The organism is Pseudocolwellia sp. G5-9 (assembly GCF_055808995.1).
Map to the genome: position 1 here is coordinate 3,757,553 of NZ_CM147893.1, position 26,271 is coordinate 3,783,823.

The 26,271-nt window shown below is 37.2% G+C and carries 15 protein-coding genes; 6 read left to right on the plus strand and 9 right to left on the minus strand.

From position 1 onward, the window contains the following. Positions 1-145: 145 nt before the first annotated feature. Positions 146-1,867 (minus strand): alpha-amylase family glycosyl hydrolase, encoded by a 1,722-nt coding sequence (locus AC0L5Q_RS16330; protein WP_473611401.1) that lies wholly within the window; start codon positions 1,865-1,867, stop codon positions 146-148. Positions 1,868-2,515: 648 nt separating this feature from the next. Here AC0L5Q_RS16330 and amt point away from each other — a divergent pair. The 3 genes from amt (at position 2,516) to AC0L5Q_RS16345 (ending at position 9,953) form a co-directional block, all read left to right on the plus strand. Next, positions 2,516-5,566 (plus strand): ammonium transporter, encoded by a 3,051-nt coding sequence (gene amt, locus AC0L5Q_RS16335; protein WP_473611406.1) that lies wholly within the window; start codon positions 2,516-2,518, stop codon positions 5,564-5,566. A gap of 180 nt (positions 5,567-5,746) precedes the next feature. Then, positions 5,747-8,308 (plus strand): glycoside hydrolase family 31 protein, encoded by a 2,562-nt coding sequence (locus tag AC0L5Q_RS16340; protein ID WP_473611410.1) that lies wholly within the window; start codon positions 5,747-5,749, stop codon positions 8,306-8,308. 172 nt (positions 8,309-8,480) lie between these two features. Continuing rightward, on the plus strand, positions 8,481-9,953 hold the full coding sequence (locus AC0L5Q_RS16345; RefSeq protein WP_473611414.1) for an MFS transporter: 1,473 nt from the start codon (positions 8,481-8,483) through the stop codon (positions 9,951-9,953). A gap of 70 nt (positions 9,954-10,023) precedes the next feature. On the opposite strand, the gene AC0L5Q_RS16350 is transcribed toward AC0L5Q_RS16345, so the two are convergent. Beyond that, positions 10,024-11,046: a LacI family DNA-binding transcriptional regulator gene (locus AC0L5Q_RS16350; protein WP_473611418.1), complete on the minus strand. Its 1,023-nt coding sequence runs from the start codon at positions 11,044-11,046 to the stop codon at positions 10,024-10,026. 59 nt (positions 11,047-11,105) lie between these two features. On the opposite strand from AC0L5Q_RS16350, the gene AC0L5Q_RS16355 reads away from it, so the two are divergent. Further along, positions 11,106-12,329, plus strand: coding sequence for an aldo/keto reductase (locus tag AC0L5Q_RS16355; protein WP_473611422.1), 1,224 nt, complete (start codon positions 11,106-11,108; stop codon positions 12,327-12,329). A 345-nt stretch (positions 12,330-12,674) separates the two neighbouring features. Here the strand turns inward: AC0L5Q_RS16355 and AC0L5Q_RS16360 are convergent, their stop codons facing one another. The 6 genes from AC0L5Q_RS16360 to AC0L5Q_RS16385 form a co-directional block, all read right to left on the minus strand. Continuing rightward, positions 12,675-14,234, minus strand: coding sequence for a bifunctional GNAT family N-acetyltransferase/carbon-nitrogen hydrolase family protein (locus tag AC0L5Q_RS16360; RefSeq protein WP_077340364.1), 1,560 nt, complete (start codon positions 14,232-14,234; stop codon positions 12,675-12,677). A 949-nt stretch (positions 14,235-15,183) separates the two neighbouring features. Beyond that, a complete protein-coding gene (locus AC0L5Q_RS16365) occupies positions 15,184-15,474 on the minus strand; it encodes a putative quinol monooxygenase (RefSeq protein ID WP_473611428.1) in 291 nt (96 codons plus the stop codon). Positions 15,475-15,538: 64 nt separating this feature from the next. Continuing rightward, positions 15,539-16,561 (minus strand): zinc-binding alcohol dehydrogenase family protein, encoded by a 1,023-nt coding sequence (locus tag AC0L5Q_RS16370; RefSeq protein ID WP_473611430.1) that lies wholly within the window; start codon positions 16,559-16,561, stop codon positions 15,539-15,541. Positions 16,562-16,714: 153 nt separating this feature from the next. Further along, positions 16,715-17,044: a DUF2149 domain-containing protein gene (locus AC0L5Q_RS16375; RefSeq protein ID WP_473611433.1), complete on the minus strand. Its 330-nt coding sequence runs from the start codon at positions 17,042-17,044 to the stop codon at positions 16,715-16,717. 15 nt (positions 17,045-17,059) lie between these two features. Further along, positions 17,060-17,599, minus strand: coding sequence for a MotA/TolQ/ExbB proton channel family protein (locus AC0L5Q_RS16380; RefSeq protein WP_473611437.1), 540 nt, complete (start codon positions 17,597-17,599; stop codon positions 17,060-17,062). Between the two features lies 1 nt (position 17,600). Further along, positions 17,601-22,016, minus strand: coding sequence for a cobaltochelatase subunit CobN (locus tag AC0L5Q_RS16385; protein ID WP_473611441.1), 4,416 nt, complete (start codon positions 22,014-22,016; stop codon positions 17,601-17,603). Positions 22,017-22,778: 762 nt separating this feature from the next. Here AC0L5Q_RS16385 and AC0L5Q_RS16390 point away from each other — a divergent pair. Continuing rightward, a complete protein-coding gene (locus AC0L5Q_RS16390) occupies positions 22,779-25,163 on the plus strand; it encodes a TonB-dependent receptor (RefSeq protein ID WP_473611444.1) in 2,385 nt (794 codons plus the stop codon). Between the two features lie 171 nt (positions 25,164-25,334). Then, positions 25,335-25,751, plus strand: a complete 417-nt coding sequence (locus AC0L5Q_RS16395; protein WP_473611448.1) for an ester cyclase — start codon at positions 25,335-25,337, stop codon at positions 25,749-25,751. Between the two features lie 201 nt (positions 25,752-25,952). On the opposite strand, the gene AC0L5Q_RS16400 is transcribed toward AC0L5Q_RS16395, so the two are convergent. Further along, positions 25,953-26,201, minus strand: a complete 249-nt coding sequence (locus tag AC0L5Q_RS16400) for a BLUF domain-containing protein (RefSeq protein ID WP_473611452.1) — start codon at positions 26,199-26,201, stop codon at positions 25,953-25,955. Between the last annotated feature and the right edge of the window lie 70 nt (positions 26,202-26,271).

Genomic DNA, 26,271 nt, shown 5'->3' on the forward strand with positions numbered 1-26,271 from the left:
GGTAACGCAGGAGCAGTTACCGAGAATAACCATGACGTAAACTTAATGCCTTGCCTAAATTGTTTTTAGTTCCCACTGAAACCTGCATCTTGAATAGTAACGGGTATATTTAACAGTAGGCTTTAAACCGTTAAGCTTGAAAGGGTTATTTCAGCATTGCTAATAATTTAGCATTATTAATAGGGCTATTTAATAGCAGAACTTTTACATCGTGAGCATTAACTTGCACGCTTAACTGCTTTTGTTCTGGGGTAATAGTTAACAGTTCTTTAGATTGAGCGTCTTGCCAAACTCCAGCGTTTAATAATTTATTAACAGTAATGGTTTCAGGGTTATCGCTTTTATTTAAAAAAACCAAAGCCGTTTGGTTAACGCCATCCTTTTGATAAACACGATAAAAAACAGCGGTGTTTTGCTTGAACTCTACATTCAGTTGTACACCTTTTTGTAGGGCGATGTTGTGTTTACGTATTTGGGCTATTTGGGTTAATTCTTGATGAATAATATGCTTTTTAGCGCGCTCTATATTCGCTTGTCCTAAGTAATTTCGGTTACCTTCATGCTCTGCTTTTCCAGTCATAAAGTTGATTTCTGAACCATAATAAATCACCGGAATACCACGAGAGGTAAACAACCAATTATTCGCATCAATAAAGCCATTATCGTTAGCGTTCATACGCGGCATATCGTGGTTGTCGTAAAAGGTCATTAACTCATAGGGATTTTGGTATAAACCATCAGTTAAATGTAAGTAAGAAAGCAGATCTGCATAGCTACTGTTAGGATTTTCAAACACACCCGTTATTGCTTTTTGTCCTGGAAAATCTAAAACGCTAACGCCGCCATTTTCTGGTTTAGTATGCTCTGCAATAAACGTTGCATCGTATGAAAAGCTTTCAGCAAAAATAAAGAGATCAGGATGTTGTGCGCGAAGATTGTCAGTTAATTTTTTCCAAAAATGGTGTGGCATATGTTTAATGGTATCAATACGAATAGAATCCGCACCTTGGTTTAACCAATATAAATAAGCTTTAGTAAAGTAGGCTAAAACCTCTGGATTATTTTCATTAAAGTCTGAGAGTTCACCAATGTCGGGTTTGTTATTAAAAAACAGATGCAGTGGTTCATTTTCATTAAGATCTTTTGGAGCAAGGTTTTGATGATTGGCCACTAAGGTATTGTTTTCATCATACAGCTTACCAAAAGATTTTTGATTAACCGGCATGGTATAAGAAGGTGAACCATGATTAGCAACAATATCAAGCACAAAATCTAGCTGGAAATCTTTGTTTAAACGTTGGGTAAATTCAGAAAAACCTAAGGCAGGGGAGGTTAAGTGTTCGTCTGTTTTAAAAAAGTTAACGCCCCAATAACCATGGTAACCAGTTTTTCCGCCGTCTTTAAATTTTCCGCCATAGGTAATAGGTGAACCACCTGAAAAGGCTTCATCAGGATTGTCATAAATAGGCGTTAACCACACAGAGGTAAAGCCCATATCTTTAATATATTGTGCGTTATTAATAACACCTTGAAAGTCGCCTCCAAGATAACCTACATTAGCTGTTTCGCCGTTCTCACCCACTAAAGGTCTATCAAATGTTGGATGTTCGCCGCCTTGATTTTCATGGTTATTACTTGGGTCACCATCTACAAACCTATCGGTCATTAAGAAATAAATAGCTTCTTTCGCGTAATCGTTTGTAGTGCCGTAAATGTTATTTGTGCTTTGTGTTATCGCCGCATTATTCGGTGTTTTATTGTTATCTACGGAAGAACAACTGATGGATAAAGCTCCAAGCACCATAATATTGATCAAGTTAAAAAATGGTGGCTTAGATAAGCGAACAGCATGTAAATAATTACGCATAAAAGGATCTCAAAATTGTTATTTAAAGCATGCTATGACGTTGCTAATAACTGTACAAGTTAGTGCATACGTATTCAAATAACAAACCTACTGATATGAATATTGTGGTTATATATTTCCAGCTAACTTTAATTTTTGAAAATTTATACTAGTATTATTTAAGTTGGTATAGATGAAATTTACTCGTTTGACAACAAAACAGCCACTAGAGATGATAAGCATGAAGCGTTAATTGATTGTTTATTAAAATAAATTTAAATTATTAAGTCTATACCCGTTACCAATCAAGAGGCTATTTCAGAGTGCTTGAGCGATATCAATTCAAGGCAATGCAATGCTTTGTAATAATGGTCGTTCCCTTATAAAAAGCATTAACGACGAAGTGATTTTGCTCAAGCGCTTCTTCGATGGGTCTAAAAACAATTTATGGGGCTTATTAACTTTAGTCAGGTTCCTACATGGATGAGGGCATTAGGGTAACGCAGGAGCAATTACCGAGAATAACCATGACGTAAACTTAATGCCTTACATACATGGATGTAGACCTTAGATTTCGTCTGGAACATGAAATCTGTGCCTAAATTTTTTTTAGTTCCCACTGAAACCTGCATCTTGAATGGTTACGGGTATATATATATAGGGTTTTGGATGGATTATTCTTGGCTGCTTACTACAGCTTTTTTAGTGTTTTTGATGCAAGCAGGTTTTTTGTGTTTAGAAAGTGGAAAAATCCGCAGTAAAAATAGTATAAATGTTGCCGCCAAAAATATTTCTGATTTTATTGTTGCTGTAACCGTTTATTGGACTATTGGCTTTGCTTTAATGTTTGGTGAATCTTTTTATGGTTTATTCGGCACAAGCGAGTTCTTTTTTGGTGATGATCAAACACCTTTTCAAATTAGCTTCTTTATTTTTCAAATGATGTTTTGCGGTACGGCTGCCACCCTTTTATCAGGTGCTGTAGCTGAACGTATGACATATCGCGGCTATATTTATGGCACATTAATTTTGTCTGCGATTATTTATCCTATATGTGGTCATTGGGCTTGGTCATCTATTTATTCAGACAATAATCAGGGGTGGCTGGAAAGTTTAGGTTTTGTTGATTTTGCCGGAGCAACGGTTGTTCATTCGGTTGGAGGAAGTGTGGCACTTGCCGCCGTATTAATTATTGGCCCTCGATTAGGGCGATTCAATCCTAAGAGAAAGTTTCCACAAGGAAGTAACTTACCTATTGCTGTATTAGGCGTTTTATTGATTTGGTTAGGGTGGTTTGGCTTTAATGGTGGAAGCACTTTAGCTCTTAATGAGCAAGTTCCAAGTATTATATTAAACACCTGTATATCTGCAGTATTTGGCGGCATATTTGCGTCAATGATTCACAACTATCATCATAAATTTATTGATGTGAGTTATATTTTAAACGGTGTTATTTCAGGCTTGGTTGCTATTACGGCATGTTGTAACAGCGTTAGCGCTAAAGAAGCTATGCTTATTGGTATTATCGCTGGTGTTGTTTTGTATTATGGAACATACGTTATTGAAAAGTTAAAAATTGATGATGCTTTAGGTGTTATTCCTGTGCATTTATTTGCAGGTATTTGGGGAACATTAGCGGTTGCTTTATTTTCCGATTTAACCGTATTAGATACAGGGTTATCACGCTTTGAGCAATTTAATGCTCAGCTTATTGGTATTTTTTCTATCTTCTCTTTCAGCTTCATTGTTAGTTTTATTTTGTTCAAAATAATTGATCATTTTGTTCCACTGCGTGTGTCAGCTAAAAATGAAATGATCGGTATGAATATTTCAGAGCATAGAGCCTCAACTGAGCTCATCGACTTACTTGATTCAATGCGTTTACAGCAAACGGAAGGTGAGTTTTCAGCTTCGGTACCCGAAGAGCCTTTTACAGAGGTTGGTCAAATAGCTAAGCAATACAATAAGGTTATTAAACGCGTTAATAATGAAATTACACAACGAGATAATGCTATTGATCAATTTCGTTCTAGCGAAAAACGCAAAAGTGCCATCTTAGATTCATCAATGGACAGTATTGTAACCGTTGATTTACATGGCAATATTCTTGAGTTTAATCCTGCGTCAGAAAAAATATTTGGCTATTTAAAAAGAAGTGTTATTGGAAAAAACTTTATCGAGCTATTTATTCAAGAAGATGAGCAAGAAGCAATTAAAGAAAGTTTAAAGCATCAATTTTCTACGGCCCAAGGACTTTTACATAATAGAAGAAATACCATCACATTAAATAGCCAAGCCAGTGGCGAATTTCCCGCTGAGGTATCGGTAACAAGAACCAATTTAGGTAGCGTTTTTAAAAATGAATTTACCTTACATATTCGTAATATTTCTAGGCAATTAAAATTACAAAATAAGCTAAAACAATTAGCATATAGCGATTCATTAACGGGCTTATATAACCGAACTTATTTAATGAACTGCTTAGAAAGTTTTATTAAAAAACCGGTCAATGATACACAACACATTATTCTTTTCTTTTTAGATTTAGACCGCTTTAAACAAGTTAATGACACTTTAGGTCATAAAGCAGGAGACATTTTGTTATGTGAAGTTGCTAGCCGATTAATTGAAGTAACACGTTCTTCAGACATTATTGCTCGCTGGGGAGGCGATGAATTTATTGTGATGATGGAAGGTGAGTTAAGTTCACTTGACGCAATAAATAAAGCGCAAGAAATATTAAGTGTGTTACGTAGCCCTATTGAATTAGAAGGGCATATGGTCAATATATTAACCAGTATCGGTATCGCTTTATCTAAAGTGGTAAAAGCCAATGCGCAAGAGTTAATAAAACAGGCTGATATGGCAATGTACCATGCTAAAAAAAATGGCCGTAACAATTTTCAATTATTCCAGCCTGACATGGAACATGTTGATATTATCAACTTTACTTATGAACAAGACATGAGAAGCGCAATAAATGATCCTGAGCAATTCCATTTTGTTTATCAGCCAAAAGTTAATGAACGTGATCATGTTATTGGTTTTGAAGCCTTAGCTCGTTGGCTACACTCTGATGGTAATTATATTTCGCCCAGTATATTTATTCCTATTGCTGAAAATTCAGAAGCCATTATTACGATAGGCGAGTTAGCCATAAAAAACGTTTTAGAACAACAGATGCAATGGAGTCAGCAAGGATTAAATATTGTGCCCATATCGGTGAATATTTCAGGAAAACACCTAATTTCAGGGCAACTGATTCCTTTTATAAAAGCGCAGTTATCAAAAAATAATATCTCGGGTGAGTTTTTAGAAATAGAAATAACAGAAGGCGTGTTATTAACAGAGGTTGAAGAGTGTATTAACGTTCTTTCGCAATTAAAAGAAATGGATATTAAAATATCAGTAGATGACTTTGGGACGGGTTATTCTTCATTGAGTTATTTAAAACGTTTACCTATTGATATATTAAAAATTGATCGCTCATTTGTTAATGAATGCGCATCAACCACCGAAGACGGACAAATATGTTCAACCATTATTAATTTAGCCAACAACCTTAGTTTATCAACTATAGCTGAAGGGGTTGAAACCGAAGAACAAAAAGCCTTTTTGTTAAAAAATGGCTGTTCAAATTTTCAAGGCTATCTCTTCTCAAAACCTATCACAGTAGAGCAAGCGACGCCTTTATTAAGGTTAAAAGATATTACATTTTAATTTTAGGTTTATACGGCACTAACTAAGTTTATTAAGTCAGGAAATTGTTATTTTAAGCATGCTATACGTTGCTAATAACTGTACAAGTTAGTGCATACGTATTCAGCTGCGGTACAAAGATATTTAACGTTACTATTCAGTCTATACTGAAACTGTACGCAAAAATAAATAGGTACCTACATGCACACTGGCTTTATTATTTTTAATATTAAACATCAGCTTACTTCTTATAAAAATAGCCTGTTACTGTCGTTACTTCTTTTTTTAGGTTGTGCTTTTAGTGCTTATGCTCTCGAACAAAAACCTAACGTTACTCTAGTCGATTATGAGTTTAATCATAGCGTATTAAAAATTAAAACGGAGGAGGGCAGTGTTTGGCTTACTGCCTACGGTGAAGAAGCTATTGAAGTGGTTTATCACAACCAAAGGAATAAGAATTTACCGTCGTTTGCTATAGCCCCCTCTACACAAAAACAAAAAACAAGTGTTATTAATAAAGTTAAATCTCTTACTTTTTCAGCCGGAAAATTATCGGCAGTTATTACTAAAGTACCTTTCAATATAAGTTTTTATAAAAACACTGAACAATTGATTTCTCAAGTCCCTCAGTATCTATTAGATGATAACAAAACGAATGAATCTGTAAATAAATCAGAAGTTAAGTTGAAGTTTACATTAAGTGATGAAGAGATATTACTCGGTGGCGGAGAAAGAATACTCGGCATGAATAGGCGTGGCCATGCTATGCCACTTTATAATAAAGCTCATTACGGTTACAGCACTGAATCTAACCAAATGTATTTTGGTCTACCAGCCGTTATGTCGAATAAAAAGTATATTTTGCTTTTTGATAATTCGGCTAAAGGAATGATGGATATAGGTAAAACACAGCATAATACACTTGAATTTAACGCGGTAGGTGGACGAAATGCTTACCTTGTTATTGCGGGTGATACTTACCCTAAGTTAATTGAAAACTATGTTCACGTTACAGGTAAACAACCTTTGCCAGCTCGTTGGACATTAGGAAGCTTTGCCTCTCGTTTTGGTTACCGAAGCGAGCAAGAAGTACGTAACGTTGTTAATAAATATCAGCAAGAAGATTTTCCCTTAGATGCGCTTATTTTAGATTTATATTGGTTTGGTAAAGATATTAAAGGCCACATGGGTAATTTAGATTGGGATAAAAACGCGTTTCCAACACCGATAAAAATGATTGAAGATCTGAAACGTAAAGGCGTAAAAACCATTGCGATAACAGAGCCTTTTATTTTAAGTTCTTCAAAAAAATGGCAATCTGCTGTTGAAAATAATGCCTTAGCAATGGATAAGAATGGCCATGCTAAAACGTTTGATTTTTACTTTGGTAATACTGGCTTAGTTGATGTGTTCAATAAAAGTGGTCGAGAGTGGTTTAATCAAAGTTATCAAAGGTTACACGAACAAGGTATTGCTGGTTGGTGGGGCGATTTAGGCGAGCCAGAAGTACACCCAAGCGCTAGCATACATAGGTTAGATAACGGAATGCATGTTACCGCTGATGAAATTCATAATGTGTATGGTCATCGTTGGGCACAAATGGTGTATAACCAACAATTAGCCATGGCTCCAAATACAAGGCCTTTTGTTATGATGCGCTCAGGTTTCGCAGGTTCACAGCGTTATGGCATTATGCCTTGGACAGGCGACGTAAGCCGAACATGGGGAGGTTTGCAATCTCAAGTTGAACTGAGCTTACAAATGAGTTTGTTTGGTTTAGCTTATACGCATTCTGATTTAGGTGGTTTTGCTGGCGGAGACACTTTTAATGCCGAGCTTTATACGCGTTGGTTACAGTACGGGGTTTTTCAACCTGTGTTTCGTCCTCATGGCCAAGATCATATTGCATCAGAACCTGTGTTTCATGATGAAAAAACGAAAAACATACTCAGAAAATACGTTAAATTACGCTACCAATTATTACCCTATAATTACACGTTAGCTTACCAAAATAGCACGACAGGAATGCCTTTAATGCGTCCGCTATTTTTTGAGAATGAAGATGATCTTAAGCTAATCAATAATACTAAAAGTTATTTATGGGGAGATGCTTTTCTTGTAACTCCCATCGTTGAAGCCGATACAAAAAGTGTAAACATACCATTACCCAAAGGTACTTGGACTGATTACTGGAACGGAACTGAGTATCAAGGTAATCAAGTTATCAATATGCCTGTTTCTTTAGAGCACATACCTGTACTGGTTAGAGGCGGATCTTTTATTCCTATGATTGATAGCATTCAATCAACCCAAAATTACTCGAGTGATGCTGTTAGCTTGCATTATTACGCAGACGAATCCGTTAATTTTAGCCAAGCTAAAATGTATGAAGACGACGGTGAAAGCAATCAAGCTTTGGAAAAAGGGCTATTTGAATTATTACAATTCAGTGCACAAAGACATGGCGCAAAAAATGAAGAATTGCATTTTGTTTTTTCAAAATTAAAAAATGGTTTTGATGCTTCACCTAAAATGAGAAAGATAACCCTAGTTATCCATAATTATAAAGGAGAAGCGAAAAACATAGCGCTTGTTCAAGGCGAAAATAAAACCATATTTAAACTAGAAAAACCAAGTTCAAACAGCGAGTTAAATAAAGAACAACCGTTACATAATAAAGTGGCTCGTTGGAATGAAGAAAAGCAAACACTTACGATGAGCTTTAATTGGCAACAGCAGGATATAAACTTGTTTGTGCGTTAAATTAAAATAAAAACGAATAAATGAGCAAATACAGCATACCTGTGAATACGTATGCAGGTGATAGCGATTTAGTTTTATTGTACGTATATTATTTATTCACTAGATACACCAATATTTGCTGTAACTTTTTGATCATATCTACTTACTATTTACTTTCCATAAGAGTCTAAAAATGAGTGAAACCACAACAACCTATAATAATAAACAGAAACCTCAACTTAGTTTTTGGCAAATATGGAACGTAAGCTTTGGCTTTTTAGGTGTGCAATTTGGCTTTGCTTTACAAAACGCCAATGTTAGTAGAATACTGTCAGACCTTGGGGCAGATTTACACTCCCTTTCCTTATTTTGGTTAGTGGCCCCTGTTATGGGGTTATTAATTCAGCCGATAGTTGGTGCAGCGTCTGATCGAACATGGAATAAGTTTGGCCGTCGTATACCTTATCTTTTATTGGGGTCTGTAGCTGCGGCAATCGGTATGATATTAATGCCTAATGCGCCTTTGGTGGTAACTTTAGTGCCACCGATATTATTTGGTGCAGTAATGCTGGCGATTATGGATGCGTCATTTAATGTGGCCTTTCAACCTTTCAGAGCGCTAGTGTCAGACATGGTACCTAACAACCAACGTAATATTGGTTATTCTGTGCAATCGTTACTTATTAATATTGGTGCAGTTATTGGTTCTCTTCTACCTTTTATTTTAACGAATGTGGTTGGGTTAGATAATACTTCTTCAAGCGGTGAAGTTGCGCCATCAGTTATTTGGGCGTTTTATATTGGTGCAACCGTATTATTAGGTTCGGTGCTGTGGACTGCCGTAATGACCAAAGAATATGCACCAGGTAGTTATTCTCTTCCTGAGCTTGAAAGCTCTGCAACAAGTACCGATACAAAAGAGTCACTTGTTAAACGTTTTTCTGGTTTTGTTGGTTTGGTTAAATCAATGCCAAGTACTATGAAGCAATTGGCTTTAGTGCAATTTTTCTCGTGGTTCGCGTTGTTTATTTTATGGGTGTATACCATGCCAGCGCTAGCGCAACATATTTGGGGAATTGATGCTAAATGGTTTGATTCTCAATATTTAAAACAAGTGGGCGAGGTGCCTGAAGCGATATTATTAGCCAAAGGTGCAGCAGGCGATTGGGTGGGTATTTTGTTTGCAGCATACTCGTTATTTGCTGCGGTATTTTCTGTGTTTTTATCTAAATTAGCTAATACGATTGGTCGTAAAACTACGTATTCGCTTGCTTTATTTGCGGGCGGTATTGGTTACGTTAGTATGTACTTTTTACAAGATCCAACACTAACAACCGTTAGCTTTTTTGGCGGACAAATTGATCTTCCTCAAGGAGCTGTAAATTTATTAATTCCTATGGCGGGTATCGGTATGGCATGGGCGGCAATTTTAGCTATGCCTTACGCAATATTAGCTGGCGCTTTACCGGTGAAACAAACGGGAGTTTATATGGGGATTTTCAACTTTACTATTGCTGCCCCACAAATACTTTCAGGTGTTTTAACGGGCTGGATTTTAACTACATTTTTTAATAATCAGGCTATTTACATTATTATATTAGCGGGTATTGCGATGTTTCTTGCGGCAATATCAGTGTATTTTGTAAAAGATGATCAAAGTTCATGATTATTTAACCAGACAATTTATTAGAATTTAGGTAGCCATTATTCCCATAGGATAATGGCTCTTTGCGTTATTAAGCACCACAAGATTTTCGTACCACAAGCTCGGTCGGCATTAAACTCGCTTCTACTTGTTCACCATGAATTAATTGCAGCAGCTTGGTCACTAAAATATCACCGGCTAATTGCGTGTTTTGCTTAACAGTGGTTAATGGTGGAAAGGTAAAACTGGCAATTGCTATATCATCAAAACCCACCACAGCAACTTGATCAGGAATAGTCATTCCTTTTTCTTGTAACGCTCGCATTGCACCTATGGCTATTAAATCACTAGCGGCAAAAATAGCATCAAAATTTTCACCACTTTCTATAAGTTTACAGGCTGCGTGATAGCCTGAGTCTTCGGTGAAAATAGCCGCGATTTGTAATTTCTCATTAACAGCTAAATTATTGTTTTTTAGTGCTTGGCAATGGCCTTGATAACGCGCTAAAAATTCAGGCGAATGGTTTGAAGCATCACCTAAAAAAGCAAAGTTTTTACGGCCTTGCTTAATAACATGTTCGGTAATTTTCATACCACCTTGAAAATTATCGCAACCAATCGAAATAATAGGTAGCTCTTTTACTTCTGCGCCCCAAAGCACAAAATGTGTGCCTTGTTCTATTAATGTACGTAGTTTTTCTTCGTAATCTTCGTAGTCGCCATAGCCAAGTAAAATAAGTCCGTCGGCTTTGTTACTATCTTCAAAATCGGCATGCCAGTCGTTACTTGATTGTTGAAAAGATACGAGTAAATCAAAGCCTTTATTCGAACATGCACGCGTTATGCTGCCTAACATAGATAAGAAAAAAGGATTAATTGATGAATCATCGTTACTCGGATCTTCGAACAGGAGCAAAGCTATGGTGTCACTTTGTTGCGATCTTAAATTACTCGCATTTTTGTCAACTTTATAATTGAGCTCTTTGGCAATCGCTTGAATTTTAGCGCGAGTTTCTTCATTTACTAGCGGACTATTTCTTAGCGCTCTAGATACTGTAGATTGCGATACACCTGCCTGATAGGCAATATCAAAAGATGTGGCTTTAGCTTTCACTAATGTTTTTCCGAAAAACAATATATACCTGAATATACCTCAGAGGGGCGTTTTATACAATGAAGTGTCGTTGCGCAATTTACCCTAATATTTCTTCTGTATTTTCTATTACTATCAATAAAATAGTGGATTTATACTCATCTCGCAACTTGGATGAGATCTTGTATAATAAAGCACGTATATTTTTTGGTAACAAAAGACTAAAAAAAGCTAACTTTATCGCTTATTTATTGTCGTTTTATCACTCATTAATTAAAGAGCTATTTATGATCACTCATGAACCTAATCCAAGCTACATTGCAGACGCTAACCGTTATAAAGAAATGGAATATCCTCGTTGTGGTAAAAGTGGTTTAAAGCTACCTAAAATTTCATTAGGCCTTTGGCAAAATTTTGGTGAAGTCGATTCACAATCAAATGCGGCTAATATTTTACAAAAAGCGTTTGATTTAGGTATTAATCATTTCGATTTAGCGAATAACTATGGGCCTCCGTATGGTTCGGCTGAATCGACTTTTGGTCAAATTTTTCAACGTAATTTTAAACATTATCGTGACGAACTTATTGTTTCTAGCAAAGCCGGTTACGACATGTGGGCTGGGCCTTTTGGTATTGGTGGTTCAAGAAAGTATTTAATATCAAGTTGTGAACAAAGCTTAAAACGTACAGGTTTAGATTACTTTGATATTTTTTATCATCATTGTCCAGATCCTGAAACACCTATAGAAGAAACAATGGCAGCGCTTGATTACCTTGTTCGTTCAGGCAAAGCACTTTATGTAGGCATTTCAAATTATCGTCCGGCTGATTGTATTAAAGCGATTAAAATTCTTAACGATTTAGGTACGCCGTTGTTGATTCATCAACCAAGATACAACATGTTTGATCGTTGGATTGAAGATGGCTTAACAGATGTGTTACTAAATGAAGGTGTGGGGTCTATTGTGTTTTCACCTCTTGCTCAAGGCTTGTTAACCGACAAATACCTTAATGGTATTCCGGCTAATTCAAGAGCTGCTCGTAACGAAATAATTCATTTTAATAGTGACCAAATAACACCTGAAAAGCTAACTAAAGTGAAAGCATTAAATGCTTTAGCGTTAGAGCGCGGACAAACTTTAGCGCAAATGGCTATCGCATGGAATCTTAACAATAAAGCGGTAACATCGTGTTTAATTGGTGCAAGCAGCGCAGCACAAGTTGAAGTGTCGGTAGATGCTTTAAAGCAACAAAACTTTAGCGCTGAAGAGTTACAGTTAATTGAGAAAATATTAGCCTCGTAATAGTGTTTATTATCTAATTAACCTCAACTCGGGTTAATGAATGTTAGATAATGAATTAAAATTATTATTTATCAAAATCTTAACCTGTACCGTTGTTTTCCTAAGTTATATTAGTCTCTCAACATTGATATTTTTGTGTATAACAAGGCGAATTTCTCTATCTAATAGCTAGCTATTAGTAATAAATTCAACGAAGTTAGGCATAAAAATAGCTTGTTGAGTAACTTTGCTTATCCCGAGCTGAGGTTAATTAGCTCTAATTTGAACTGAGATTAGTTAAAAAAAAGCCTCGTGAGCCATAAAACTCATGAGGCTTTTTTATACATGGTTACGGGTATATACCCATTACTCGTTGTCTTTGTTTCCGAGCCAATTTATTTTATATAAGTCGCGACGCCTGTCTAAATAATTTCTTACTGAGCCTTCATTTTGTAATGTACTGAGTTTTTCTAAGTCAAGATCAACAATTAACGTCATTTCTGTATTTGGTGTTGTTTCGGCCATAATTGCATCATGAGGGAAAGAGAAGTCTGATGGCGAAAATACGGCAGATTGAGCATATTGAATGTCGGCACCATCTACTTTAGGTAAATTACCCACACTACCGGCTATAGCCACATAACATTCATTTTCAATAGCTCGAGCTTGTGCGCAACAACGAACTCTTAAGTAGGCATTCTTTGTGTCTGTCCAAAAAGGCACAAATAATAATTGCATACCTTTTTCCGATTGAAGTCGAGCAAGTTCAGGAAATTCAATATCGTAACAAATTAAAATACCAATTTTTCCGAAGTCGGTATCAAAAACTCGTAAATTATCACCACCTTGCATAATCCAAGCGCGTTTTTCATGGGGGGTAGGGTGAATTTTATATTGTGATTCTAGTGTTCCATCACGGCGACAAAAATAAGACACATTATATAGCTGGTTATCTTCCATAACGGGTAATGAACCCGCAATGATATTGATATTATAGCTAACGGCTAGACGAGAAATTGCTTCAATTATTTCTTCAGAAAATTCAGATAACGCTTTAATTGAATCAATAGAGTTTTGATGCGCTTCAATTCCCATTAAAGGTGCATTAAAAAACTCAGGCAATAAAGCTAAATCACATTGGTAATCTGAGAGGGCATCAACAAAAAACTCTACTTGCTGAATAAGTTCTTCTACAGACTTAAGTGGCCTCATTTGCCATTGAACACAACCAACTCTTGCTGTTTTTTTGATAGCACCAAACAAGGGCGCTTTTTCATCATCGTAATATAAATTGGTCCATTCCAGCAGGGTGGCATAACCTTTCGATTCTTTGTCTTCAGGTAAGTATTTACTAAGAACGCGCCTTACTTCGAAATCGTTTGATAACTGAAAAGTTAAAATGGGATCATAAATTTCTTTCTTTTTAACAAGCTCAATATATTTTTGAGGTGACATGTCTTTTGCATGGTTTTGATAGTTGGGTATACGCCCACCTGCCACAATAGATTTAAGGTTTAAATTTTGGCAAAGTTCTTTTCTTGCTTCATACAATCGTCTACCAAGACGCATGCCTTGATAGTCTGGATGTACCACAACCTCAGCACCATATAATACATCGCCTAATGGATCATGAGTTGTTAGGTAGGCATCACCCGTAATTTCTTCGTAAGTGTGATGATCTCCAAATTTGTCATAATCTACAACAAGCGAAAAAGCTGCGGCAATCACTTTTCCATGATCTTCAATGCATATTTGGCCTTCTGGGAAAGTAGAAAGTTGCGCTTTAAATTTTTTTTCTGGCCCAGCGCCCCCCATGTCAGGATAGATGAGTTCCATGACTTCTTTTAAATCGTCAAAATCACTTAATTCTAAGTTGCGTAAATTTAGTTTGTGTTCCGATTCATCAGTAAAAGTATTATCGTTCATTTTTATACCAAATTTTTACAATTTTTAAGTTTATTAAACTTTAAAAATAACGCCACACTTAGTGGCAAAAATAGCTGACTATATGTGCGTGGTACGAAAAACAGTCAGATATGTGTACTCTGTTGAATTAATTGCTAAGTGCTTTTTATACCCGTTATCATTCAAGATGCAGGTTTCAGTGGGAACTAAAAACAATTTAGGCACAGATTTCATGTTCCAGACGAAATCTAAGGTCTACATCCATGTATGCAAGGCATTAAGTTTACGTCATGGTTATTCTCGGTAACTGCTCCTGCGTTACCCTAATGTCCTACATCCGTGTAGGAACCTTACTAAAGTTAATAAGCCCCATAAATTGTTTTTAGACCCATCGGAGAAGCGCTTGAGCAAAATCACTTCGTCGTTAATGCTTTTTATAAGGGAACGCATTATTACAAAACATTGCCTTGAATTGATATCGCTCAAGCACTCTGAAATAGCCTCTTGAGTGGTAACGGGTATATATACTCAAATTAACATTTAATATATAAACTAAAACTATTCTTTATGCATCATTTATTAGGCTTGATGTATGTGTATTAAACCTAATAGAACGATTATGTAAGTCATGAATGAACCTGTCAGAAATAATAAATAATTTGTCACAGCGAAAGAGTTTAGAAACAAAATTGATGAGTTCTTTAGTCAAACATTTCCTAAGATAGGTGTAAGCTATTACGTTTAAGTGAGTCAGTACTAAGTAACCTGAACTCAGGTTATTTATAAATAAGGGTTTTTATTTATTCGCTAACATTCATTAATCTGAGTTGAGGTTAAGTAGAGTAATGGGTAAGTTGAGTATCAATAAATAGCGAAATTTTAATCTTTAAAATCTCGCTATACACATCTTAATTTAAGAGCCCTTAGCGGTAATAGCCAAGGAATTCAGTAACATTTTTGTGAATACTGATTAACCGATAACCGTCATTTCGTTTAAGCTAAATTCTGCAATAGCACCTTCTGTAGCTGCAGAGTAATCAGCTAAATTTGGATTAGCCATATGAGCTTGCCATAATTCACGTGTTTCCCAATTTTCATAGAAAGTGAAATGTGCTGGGTTTTCGTTATCTTGATGTAAGTCGTAATTAATACAACCTTCTTCAGCACGAGTAGCATCAATAAGCTTTATTAGTTCAGCTTTTACTAATTCAATTTTATCTTCGTTTGCTACTATTTTTGCAATAACGGTTAACTGTGTCATTTTCTATATCCTTTAATATACTCTGAAATGCGTATCTTGATTAGTAACAGGTATAAGTAAGAGCTTAAAAGCCTGATAACACTATTTTTCCGATAGATGAGCCAGACTCTAATTCTTGATGAGCAGCTCTTAAGTTTTCAGCATTAATTTTACCTAAGTTTTTACCTATCGTTGTTTTGATCTTTCCTTGGTCGATAAGTTCAGATACGCGGCTTAATAATTTACCTTGCTCAACCATATCGTCGGTTTGGAACATTGAACGAGTGTACATAAAAGTCCAATGCAGCGATAAGCTTTTCATTTTTAATTTTTTAATATCAATTGCTTCAGGATCATCAATTAAGGCGATTTTTCCAAAAGGAATAAGTTGTTCAACATAAGCATCTATGTACGCATCGGTATTATTTAAACTGGCTACATGCGTTAATGGACCAATGTTTAATGCTTCAATTTGTGGGGATAATGGCTTCGAATGATCAACTACATAATCAGCCCCTAAATCAGTAACCCATTGTTTTGAGCTTTCGCGTGATGCCGTTGCAATAATCGTTGCATTAGTTAGTTTTTTAGCGAGTTGAATAAGTATTGAACCTACACCACCAGCAGCACCTACAACTAAAATTACTTCATCTTTTTGTGCTGGGTTAGACGTTTGTTGTTTTATTTCTAAATGTTCAAATAACATTTCCCAAGCGGTGATTGACGTTAAAGGTAATGCAGCTGCTTCAGCGTCTGAGATGTTTTTAGGTTTTAAACCTACTAGCTTTTCATCTACTAACTGAAATTCAGCATTGCTGCCTTGGCGTAGTAAATCACCCGCATAAAAAACGGTATCGCCTACATTAAAACGAGTAACATCATTACCTGTTTCAACCACTTCACCGACAGCATCCCAGCCAATAACTTTGTAGTTATCATCTGTTGGCGCCACGTTTTGACGAATTTTATAATCAACAGGGTTTACTGCTATTGCTTTAACTTTTATCAGTAAGTCGTTACCTGTTGCTGTAGGTTTAGTTAATTCAATATCTTGTAAAGAGTCTGCATTGGTAATAGGTAATGATTCTTTATATCCGATCGCTTTCATTGTGTTGCTCCAAAAATGGGTAGGTATTTATTACGTTGGAGACATGATAGAGGTTAATGAGGTTTTAATGAATAGGGTAATTGCAGAATCATTATCAAAAAATAATTGATAATAAAGGGCTATTACCCGCATATAATCAAAAAATGTGGTTTGTTAGCCACCACTAATTAAAATTAACTTTCCTGTTTTTGGATCTTTATAAACTTGTCCTAACGATTCTAACCCATTTGCTTTTGCATTCGTTGGGTTTGAAAGTGATTCAGGCGCATCAACTAATTCAGTTCCTGTCGTTACTTCAATGGTTTCTGTTTTATTAGATTCTATCGAGAACTTTTCTTGTAATTCTTTACTTTGGGCAACTAAAGCTAGCATTAAGCCAAGTGCAAAAACTAACATAACATCCATTATATTAGCGAAGCCTGCGAGTGGGTCGGTGTCTTGTTCAGCAAATTGAGATGATTGCCACGATGATTTATTAGACATAATATTCTCCTAAATTTACTCAGCAGTTGCAGAAGTGATTTTCTGCCATGTTTGATCGTACCAACGTCGACGAATTCGACCTAGGGTATAAGCTACTAAACCAATCAATAAGCCAACAACTGTGGTATCGAATGCTACCGTTAACGCTGTCGCTAAAATATCGATGTTGCCAGAACCTAAGGCCGTTAATCCCGGACCTAAAGGGATCAAAGTGCCCATTAAACCTAAGATAGGGCCTGATCGCGCAAATAAGTCAATACGTTCTAAGCGTTTGGTAGCATGAGCTTGAAACTCTTGTTCAATCTCTGTGTGGTTTAATTTTGTTACTGGTGTTTTAGTTGAAATTAAAGCAGAATCAGAAGCCGAACCTTTTCTTGAAACTGAAAGAGCCGCTTGAGTAAAGGCTTTTAAAATATAATAACGCTCTGCAAAAGCTAAACCTAGCTCCCATAAAACACCTATTACGGCTAAAGCTAAAACAAAAATAACAGGATAAAGTAACCACCCAACAAACTGATGCAATAGTCCTAATATTATTCCGTATTCCATGTGCATGTTATTGCTCTCCTGTTGAAGATCTATGGGTTAAGCTTTTGGCTTTTGTTACTCCGCGATAAAAACCGAACAGTATAAAGGCGACAAGTATTAGAGCCAGCCACCATTGCCATGTTGAGTTATTTTCCGTTTCGCTTTCAGCTGTTTCGTCTGCTGGCTTTTGTTCAGCGCTAGCGGTGTTTGTATCTGTTGTTTTATCACTATCTGCGTTTTCTGGCGCAAGCTCCTCTGCTTTTAGTTTCAGCTCCGCAACTCGATGAACTTCCTCAGGTTCAACTTGTGTATCGTTACCTTTGGCTAAGGCGATAACTTGCGCGAGATCTTGCCATTGCTCGGCAGATAAATGTTGTTCTAACCATGGCAACATAGGATTGTCAGGATCTGAATGCCCACTGCCCGGTAAACCATTGGCTTTTACTAAACGTACAAAGCTAGCGGCAAGTTGCTCGATTGTGGCTTTATCCGCATCCCAAAAGTCTTTTTGAACGGCCACTAACATAATCGCAAGCATGTTACTTTTAACATGAGCGTTGTGGCCTTTTTCTAAAAACTGATCTAATTGAAGATCGTATCGATCGTCTATATAAACCGCTTTAACTTCTTCCCATGCCCAATCTCCTACTAATGTTGGATTGGTGACTTGCCAGCCCCATAAGTATTCAAGAAACTCACTGCCCATAGTACGAGCACCGGCATAGTCATGTTCCATTTGCGCTTTTAACCAAGCAGGATTTAAGAAGCGACCGCGAAGTTCTTGTCGAAGTGCAGGCCCTAAACGTTTCGTTTTTACGTTGTCAGGATCGGCATGATCAATAATATAATTCTTTGGTGGTTTACCCGTTAAGGTTTCTACCGCTAAGCTTAAGCCGCCAAGATAATCGAAAGCATCGTTGTTATCGATTAAGCCATAAAGGTTACTTGAACGACCAAAGTAAGTATTTTCCACATCACGTAAAACACGCTTAAAGGTGTTTTGTGCTGGCGTACCAAATGATGACAAACCATAGCTGTGGCCTAAACGTCGGGTATAAACTTTAGCGAGTTCTTCACGTTTTTCCCATGCGCCTGAGCGTTCTACTAAACGGTTAATACCTGCGCCATAACTACCGGGAGCATCGCCAAATACGCGTAAACTTGCGCTAATACCTGCATCTTTTGCGTTAAAGCCAGCGGCAAGTAACTCTTTAGCTTGAATCACCCAGTTAGCGGCTACTTGGTTAATTTTAAGTGATTCGTTACCACCTATGGCTTCTTTACCTAATACTTCTAATGCGTTTGTTAGTGATAAACTTAGCGCAGGGTAATCAGTTCTGATAGTGTCAGCACTGGCATCTATCGCCATTAAGGTGGCTTTGTCTAACAGTAGCATTTGTTGGCCGTATAAGTCGCGGAATAAGCCTGACGTGGTAAATACCATATCGCGACGTACTCGCTTTGCTTCATCACTTTGATTTTGCAGATCTTGGCGCTTTAAGCCTTTAACTAAACCTCGACTGTTCCATACAGGTTCAAGTCCTAACATGTCTAAACCAAAGGCGATCATTACGCCTTCATCGCGCACTACGTCAGACGCCCAAAGAATTAGCGCTTCACGTTTATCGGCTGCTTTTTCGTTATTTTCTCTTGCTGATTTTGCCATTTCTTGACCAAGCTGCCATGCAACTCGACTTGGAATTAACGAGCTATCAAGGGCATAGAAGTTACGACCTGTCGGTAAACTTGCTGGGCTTCTTATTGGATCGTTGCCTTGCCCCGGTGTGATAAAACCACCTTTTAAGCCATTGAGTAGGGCGGTCATTTCAGCTTTTGGTGAAGCGACTAATCTTGCTGTTATGTCTTTTTTCAATACGCTATCTTGGCTGTCTGCTCGGGTAAGCATTGAATTTAGCATCATTTCTACCGCATTTTCTTGCCAGTCTTTACCAAAAATATGTAAGCCTAATGGCATGAAACGTTCTTGTAAGTCGGTAAGGTAATGACCCACTTCGTGCACCATCATATCGTCGTCAACTTCTTCAAAACTTATGCCCATTACGGCAAGTTCAGCTGACATAGCTTGGGCGAGTTCTTCTTTGAGTTCGAGCTTGTCGACTTTCTCACGTATTTGTTTTACGAGTCTTTTAGCCAGCACTTCGTTATCAGTACCGTGGCTAGTTTCAAAGCTTTCTATAAGTTGTCTAAGTTGTAGTAACTCGTCGTAAAGTGGTGTGCTAGCAAGAGGTGGCGTTAGGTGATCTACCATCACAGCTAAACCACGACGCTTAGCTTGAATACCTTCGCCAACACCATCAACAATATATGGATAAACACCCGGTACATCGCCTGCGATAATACGCGAGTAATCGTCTGGTGCTAAACCTACAGAGCGGCGCGGTAAAAACTCATAAGTTGAATGGCGGCCTAAATGCACAAACGCATCGGCTTTAAATTTGTTACGTAAAAAGTGATAAAACGCTAAATATTGATGCGGCGGTGGAAAAGCTAAATTTGCGTGTAATAGCTCTTCGTTAATTTCCCAACCTCTTGGTGGTTGCGGACCAATAAAAATATTGCCGAAAGTTAAACCGGGCAAAAGTAGCTCATCATTAAAGGTCATTACTTTACCGGGTGCTTTGCCCCAGCCACCTAATCCTTCAATGCCGGTTTTTTGTAGCGCGTCAATAATTTTAGGCGCGTCACTCATACAGGTTTGTTGTTCTGGTGTTTTGATGACGTTTAAGTAACAGGTTTCTAACTGACCTAATAAGGCTAATGCGCGAGTGCGACCTTTGTGATCAACCCCTTCAAGTAAATGATGCATTTCTTCAACGGTATGATGTAGTGCATCGGATGCGAGTTTGCCTTTGTTTTGGCTAATGGCAGCGGTAAGTTGCTCGTGTAATAAACCAAACGGGCCTTGTTCCATTTCGCGCCGAACACTGGCGGGTAAGGTTTTAAACCAAGCGCTGTATTCGGCACTTGTCATACGTTCAATATGTTGGCTCATGGAAGCGAGAGCACCAGAGTCGCGTGGTAAATTTACGCCACGAGCTTGCATCATATCGAGTAGGTCTTCTTGTGATTTAGGTAGCTCGCCGGTGTTATAACCTGCGGCTTTTAATTGATTTAATATTTGCCATAACGATGCGGGAACATCTAAGTTATCGGCACCTATGTTATGACGCCCTGGAGGATGATTGTAATAAATAATCGCCACTTTTTTATCGACATTTTCTTTTGTCTGGAGTTGGTTCCAACGCTGTGCACGCGTTAATAACGAATGAATCGAGCTGGTTTCAGCGGTAACACCTTGTACACGAATACCTGTTAGCGGATCGTTACTGGCGTTTCCTGCCGTTGCAATAACTAATGGTTGGCTAGCACCTTGTAGTTCAGGCATAGCTACTTGGTAGTAGACTTTGTCTTGTGCTAATCCGTCTGACGAAAGCTGACGTTCAATGGCAGTTCGGTCACGTAGTTTTATGGCTTTGATAACAGGAACATTAAGTTGTGTGAGTAATTCGGTAACTTCTGAACGACCATCGCCACCACCAATTACAAAGTCTTGCAGCATGATCACGGCACTTAAACGATCTTTAATGGGTACTAATTGTTTAATCGCATCTACACCGGCTTTACCCCAAGCGGCGATAGCGCCTAAACATTGATTGTTATATTGAGTAGTGGCGAGATCACATATTTCGCGTAGTAGCTTAGTATCAGCAGGGCGTGCGCCACCTGCGTGATCAATTATGGCAACAACTGGTTGTTGGTTAAGCTTTGATAGTTCGGTATGGGTGAGTTGATTATAAAAGCTATTATTAATAACCCAACGTAATTCAGGTGTAGGAACTGGCGCATTGAATTTGATGTTTTCGCCTAAGGCACTAAAAATTGAAGCGAACATTTCAGCGCTGTTGTTGGCACCGCCTGCTTTCCAGTAGCCTCGGGTTTGTAGCCATATTTCTTTATTTGGGTATTGCTGTATTTGCTCTGCAAGGTCTTGAAGGAAATTCTCACCGGGTTGATTCTTAGCTATTTCTCGCATTTGTTCAGCATCAGGAAATAGTGGTGAGTTCCCAAATTGGCTTAATATAACTAAACGATGGTCGCTGTTAATAAGTAATTTAGGCTTTTTAAATTGTGTTAATAACGACTTTAAATTAGGAACGCTAGCACCGTATAAACCAAAACCTAAAATAGCTCGACTGTTGTTAATTAATGCTGAACGTTCTTCGGGTGATAACTCCCATAACTGCACATCGCTGCGAGCTTTAATGGCTAGCTGTTTTTGCTTGGGATGCGCGATATAAAATAATCGCGCGGCTTCGGCTATGGTTTCAGAGTTGCGTTGTGAAGCGAGTACGAGTAAATACTCGTCTTCTGCAGCAGAGCAAATAGAAGTAATAAAGAGTAAAGATAAGATCAAAAAACGCATAAATTCTCAAAGCCAATTAAAAATAAGGGAGAGAATTAAATAAAGAACAGCGGGTGTTTATTTGGTTCTAGGATTGAAGTAACAGTCTAAGCTCTATATTCGGATGACATAGAGTAAAGGCTAAAAATCTAGAAAGTTGCTGTGCTAAATTGAGTATTCTCGCTCAAAACAGTAGGTATCAGCATCATGTGTCTGGCTTATGTTATTGAAAATACATATTTTCAATAACAAATACAGTTGCGAGGACAGCTCCAGATTTATAACAAAAAAAGTGTTACTACTGGATTCCATGAGGCGCATTTAAACGATTTAAACATCAATAAAAATGAGCATGCTGAGAACAATGCCTTTTTACAGACTTCAGCTATTATTGTCAATAAAGCTATTTTTACATTCTCTATTTTAGTGATGAATGAGCAGATTAACATTGTTATCTTTTACTGTTTTATCTGTGTTTATTATTTTAATAATTTTCACAATTCATTACGTAAGTGACGTCGAAGTCAATATTTTTTAAATTAATTTGTATTAGTAGTTTTGGTTTTATATTACTGTTTATTAGGGTTTTTATCTGATTTGTTGTTGTGAGCCTAGCGACTTCTTTATTTTGTGTTATTGATACACTCTTGACATAAAAATGATTCCGAAGTACAAATATGGGTAAGGGCAATAAATAATCATTAAAACAGCCCTATTATTGTTCGCACATTTAACATGAATTTTTTGTACTTATTATTTTAAGTAGAGGATGAGGAATAACACATGAAGCCAGTTATACGAAATAAGCTCTTGAAAACCACATTAGCACTAGCGATTGCTAATACTTTTTTGAGTCAAGCCGCTTTAGCTGAAGAAGCTAGCGTAGAGAAAGAATCACATAAAATTGAAAAAATTGTTGTTACTGCCAACAGACACTCGCAAGACTTACAAGAAGTGTCATCTTCAATTACTGCATTAGGTTCAGATGATGTTGAACGTGCAGGTATTATTGATATAACTGGTTTGCAGCAAGTTGTTCCAGGATTAAAAGTAGGTAGCTCTGGTGGTGAAGTTAGACCCGCTATGCGTGGTGCTCGTACTAACGAAGTAGGGGTTGCAGGTACAGGTATTGCTGAGCAAATAGTCGGTATTTTCCAAGACGGTATTTATGTACCAACAACAACAGCGGGCATGGGGGCTTTTGTTGATATTGAACGTATTGAAGTATTACGTGGTCCTCAAGGTACACTTTACGGCCGTAACACTTTTGCGGGTAGTATTAACGTTATTACTAATCGTCCGAACATGGATGAAGTAGAAGGTAATATTAAAATTACTACGGGTGCATACAATCGTAGCGCTTATGAAGGGGTATTAAATCTTCCTTTAACTGATCACTTAGCAACACGCGTTGTTGTCGCTTCAGACCGACATGATGGTTATATTGAAAACCACTTTGTACCTGGTCCATCAGATGACCTACGTGAGAAAAATTCTTTTTACGCTCGTTCAATCACTCGATATGAACCTAGCCAAAATTTTAATGCTACTTTCCGTTTAGATTACTCAAAGAAAGATGCTAACTCTGAAGCTATTTGGGGTTATCAACAAATTGCGGGTTATTCATTAACAGAAACCAGCCCTGGAATTTATGACCCTGTTGCAACTGTTACTGAAGGTCATACTTATCAACCCGCTGATGTTGAACGTAATGATATTGGCCCATACGATGTATACCGAAATGGTATGTCGCTTGATAAGCAGGAAGCATTCTCTGCTACAGCAACATTAGAGTGGTACACAGATATTGCTGATTTTAAGTGGACATCAAACTACTCTGAGTTAAGTGGTAAGCAGTATTATGACAGTGACTTTAGTGATGGCGGATTAGATTTTGTTGGTGGTTTTGGCCGTCAAGATGATCAAAAAACGATTTCAACAGAATTACAAATCTCTTCAAATAATGAAGGCCCTTTACAGTGGATTGCAGGTTTATATTATTTCGATCAAGAAGCTGATTGGGAGTGGTTGTCGAGCGCAGATACTACAGGAAATGGTGTTCCAGATTCAATCGTTGTGCCTAGTTGGGGTAATCCAACTCACGATCCTCATACGTCAGATTCAATCGCTGTATTTGGTCAATTACGTTATGAGGTATCTGAGGACTTACGTTTAGTCGGTGGCTTACGCTATAACAAAGATGAAAAGAGTTTTACAGGAGATGATATTCCTGATTGGGATGATTCAGCCGTATTGTGGAAAGCTGCTGTTGAGTTTGACCAAAGTGATGATTTAATGATGTACGCATCTGCCGCTACAGGTGTTCGCACAGGTGGTGCTAATGATGGTCGTGTTGTTTCTCGTGGTGCGGATCCTCTTTATGATAACGAAGAAGTAACTTCTTATGAAATAGGGATGAAAAGTACCTTACTTGATGGCGAAATGCGTTTAAATATTTCGGCTTTCGTTAATGAATACGACGATGTTAAAGCACAGTTATTTGCTGTTGCATGTAATGATACTACTAGTACAGATACCGTGTTGGAATGTGTTGAAGCAGGTCAAACTCAAACCTTTGAATATTACGAGAATGGTGGAAGTATTGAAACGACAGGTATTGAGATGGATATGCAGTGGTATCCAACAGATAGCTTATCTATTAACGGTACGTTAACTTGGCTTGATGCTGAATTTTCAGATGACTATGCGGTAGGTAACGATCAATTACGTCCTTTATTAGCCTTGGGTAATTTTGAAGGTCGTCAAGATATTAACGATAATAGCAGTCAATTTAGTTTTGCTGGCTGGTCTCCAGCAATGGCACCAGAATACACTGTTGGTTTAGGCGTGACTTATGAAGCTGAATTAGATAATGGTGGATTTTTAATTCCACATCTTCAAGCGACATACTCTGACGATTACTATGCTTTTGATGTGAATACACCTGAAACTCGAGTTGATGCTCATGCCATTGTTAATGCACGTTTAACATGGATTATTAAAGAAGACTTACAACTTGATTTCTTTGTTAAAAACTTAACAGATGAAGCCGTGCTAACACGTGCAGTTGTTCATTCTCAAATTTTAGATGGCCAACCAATTAACTCAGTACAAGCTAACTGGAATGACCCTCGTACATGGGGTGCAAGCCTTAAGTACACTTTCTAAGACTTATCTAAAGTTTATTAGTTAAGCCCTTAAAAAACCGCAGAATATCTGCGGTTTTTTATGGACAAAGAAAGTTAGCTCGTAAATTAAATATAAGTCGTTAAAAATCAAAGTTTACGTTGCTTTGAAAATTATTACCTCCTCAACAATACTGATTTAATAGGAATGAATATGTCAAATACACTTGAAGTTGCTCATCAATTTTTTGATGCATGCGAAACTGGAAAAGGCTGGGATTTTTGTAGCAAATTTTGTCATCAAGACGCAACATTTTCATCACAAACATCTGCATTAGAAGGTATATCGTCTCTTGATGCATATTGCGAATGGATGAAAAACTTATTAATTATAATTCCTGATGGAAAATATGAATTAAAATTTATTGCCGCTGATGAAGAGCGAAATTGTGTTGCTGCCTTAGGGATTATAGAAGGCACCCATACTGGTGAAGGAGGACCTGTTCCACCAACAGGTAACTCCTTTATTGCTGATTATGCTTATAATATGGAATTCGAGAATGGGCTGATCAAACACATGACAAAAATTTGGAACGACACCATTAGTTTGCAACAACTAGGCTGGGGCTAAACATTAGAGCATTATTTTCTCCAAATAATGCTCATTTATTAGTGGTATGGGTATATACCATCAGCAAGATGCAGTTTCAGGACTTCTGAGCTAATCATGATCAAGGCACATTTTTTATTAATGGTTGCTCTTTAAAAACAGATGTAACGAAGAGCGTTTTTTGCTCAGAAGTCCCTAAAAGCTTTGTTCAAAAATTTATTTCTATCCAATTAATAAAATATTTGAACACCGTTCATCGCTTAATAATATCTGGTACAACTCATTTACATTTAGGCGTGACGGCTCAATACATTGAAAAAAATAATTTCTATTAAAGTAAAGTATGGAAATAATTTTTCTTTTTAATGACTTATTCTTGTTTAGATAATATGTTCTCGATATCATAAGACGAACATTTTGATGTTGTAGTACTAGCGTAAATTTTCTAGCAAGAGGCTTTAATATATTCATAGTTAAGCTTCTAAAAAGATATGACTGCCGGACCCTTTATTGTATTTAAAAATGTCAAATAGCAATGATC

Bases quoted from the DNA above. Each gene is read 5' to 3' on its own strand.
- AC0L5Q_RS16330 (WP_473611401.1), bottom strand. From the start codon at position 1,867: ATGCGTAATTATTTACATGCTGTTCGCTTATCTAAGCCACCATTTTTT.
- amt (WP_473611406.1), top strand. From the start codon at position 2,516: ATGGATTATTCTTGGCTGCTTACTACAGCTTTTTTAGTGTTTTTGATG.
- AC0L5Q_RS16340 (WP_473611410.1), top strand. From the start codon at position 5,747: ATGCACACTGGCTTTATTATTTTTAATATTAAACATCAGCTTACTTCT.
- AC0L5Q_RS16345 (WP_473611414.1), top strand. From the start codon at position 8,481: ATGAGTGAAACCACAACAACCTATAATAATAAACAGAAACCTCAACTT.
- AC0L5Q_RS16355 (WP_473611422.1), top strand. From the start codon at position 11,106: ATGAAGTGTCGTTGCGCAATTTACCCTAATATTTCTTCTGTATTTTCT.
- AC0L5Q_RS16360 (WP_077340364.1), bottom strand. From the start codon at position 14,234: ATGAACGATAATACTTTTACTGATGAATCGGAACACAAACTAAATTTA.
- AC0L5Q_RS16365 (WP_473611428.1), bottom strand. From the start codon at position 15,474: ATGACACAGTTAACCGTTATTGCAAAAATAGTAGCAAACGAAGATAAA.
- AC0L5Q_RS16370 (WP_473611430.1), bottom strand. From the start codon at position 16,561: ATGAAAGCGATCGGATATAAAGAATCATTACCTATTACCAATGCAGAC.
- AC0L5Q_RS16375 (WP_473611433.1), bottom strand. From the start codon at position 17,044: ATGTCTAATAAATCATCGTGGCAATCATCTCAATTTGCTGAACAAGAC.
- AC0L5Q_RS16380 (WP_473611437.1), bottom strand. From the start codon at position 17,599: ATGCACATGGAATACGGAATAATATTAGGACTATTGCATCAGTTTGTT.
- AC0L5Q_RS16385 (WP_473611441.1), bottom strand. From the start codon at position 22,016: ATGCGTTTTTTGATCTTATCTTTACTCTTTATTACTTCTATTTGCTCT.
- AC0L5Q_RS16390 (WP_473611444.1), top strand. From the start codon at position 22,779: ATGAAGCCAGTTATACGAAATAAGCTCTTGAAAACCACATTAGCACTA.
- AC0L5Q_RS16395 (WP_473611448.1), top strand. From the start codon at position 25,335: ATGTCAAATACACTTGAAGTTGCTCATCAATTTTTTGATGCATGCGAA.
- AC0L5Q_RS16400 (WP_473611452.1), bottom strand. From the start codon at position 26,201: ATGAATATATTAAAGCCTCTTGCTAGAAAATTTACGCTAGTACTACAA.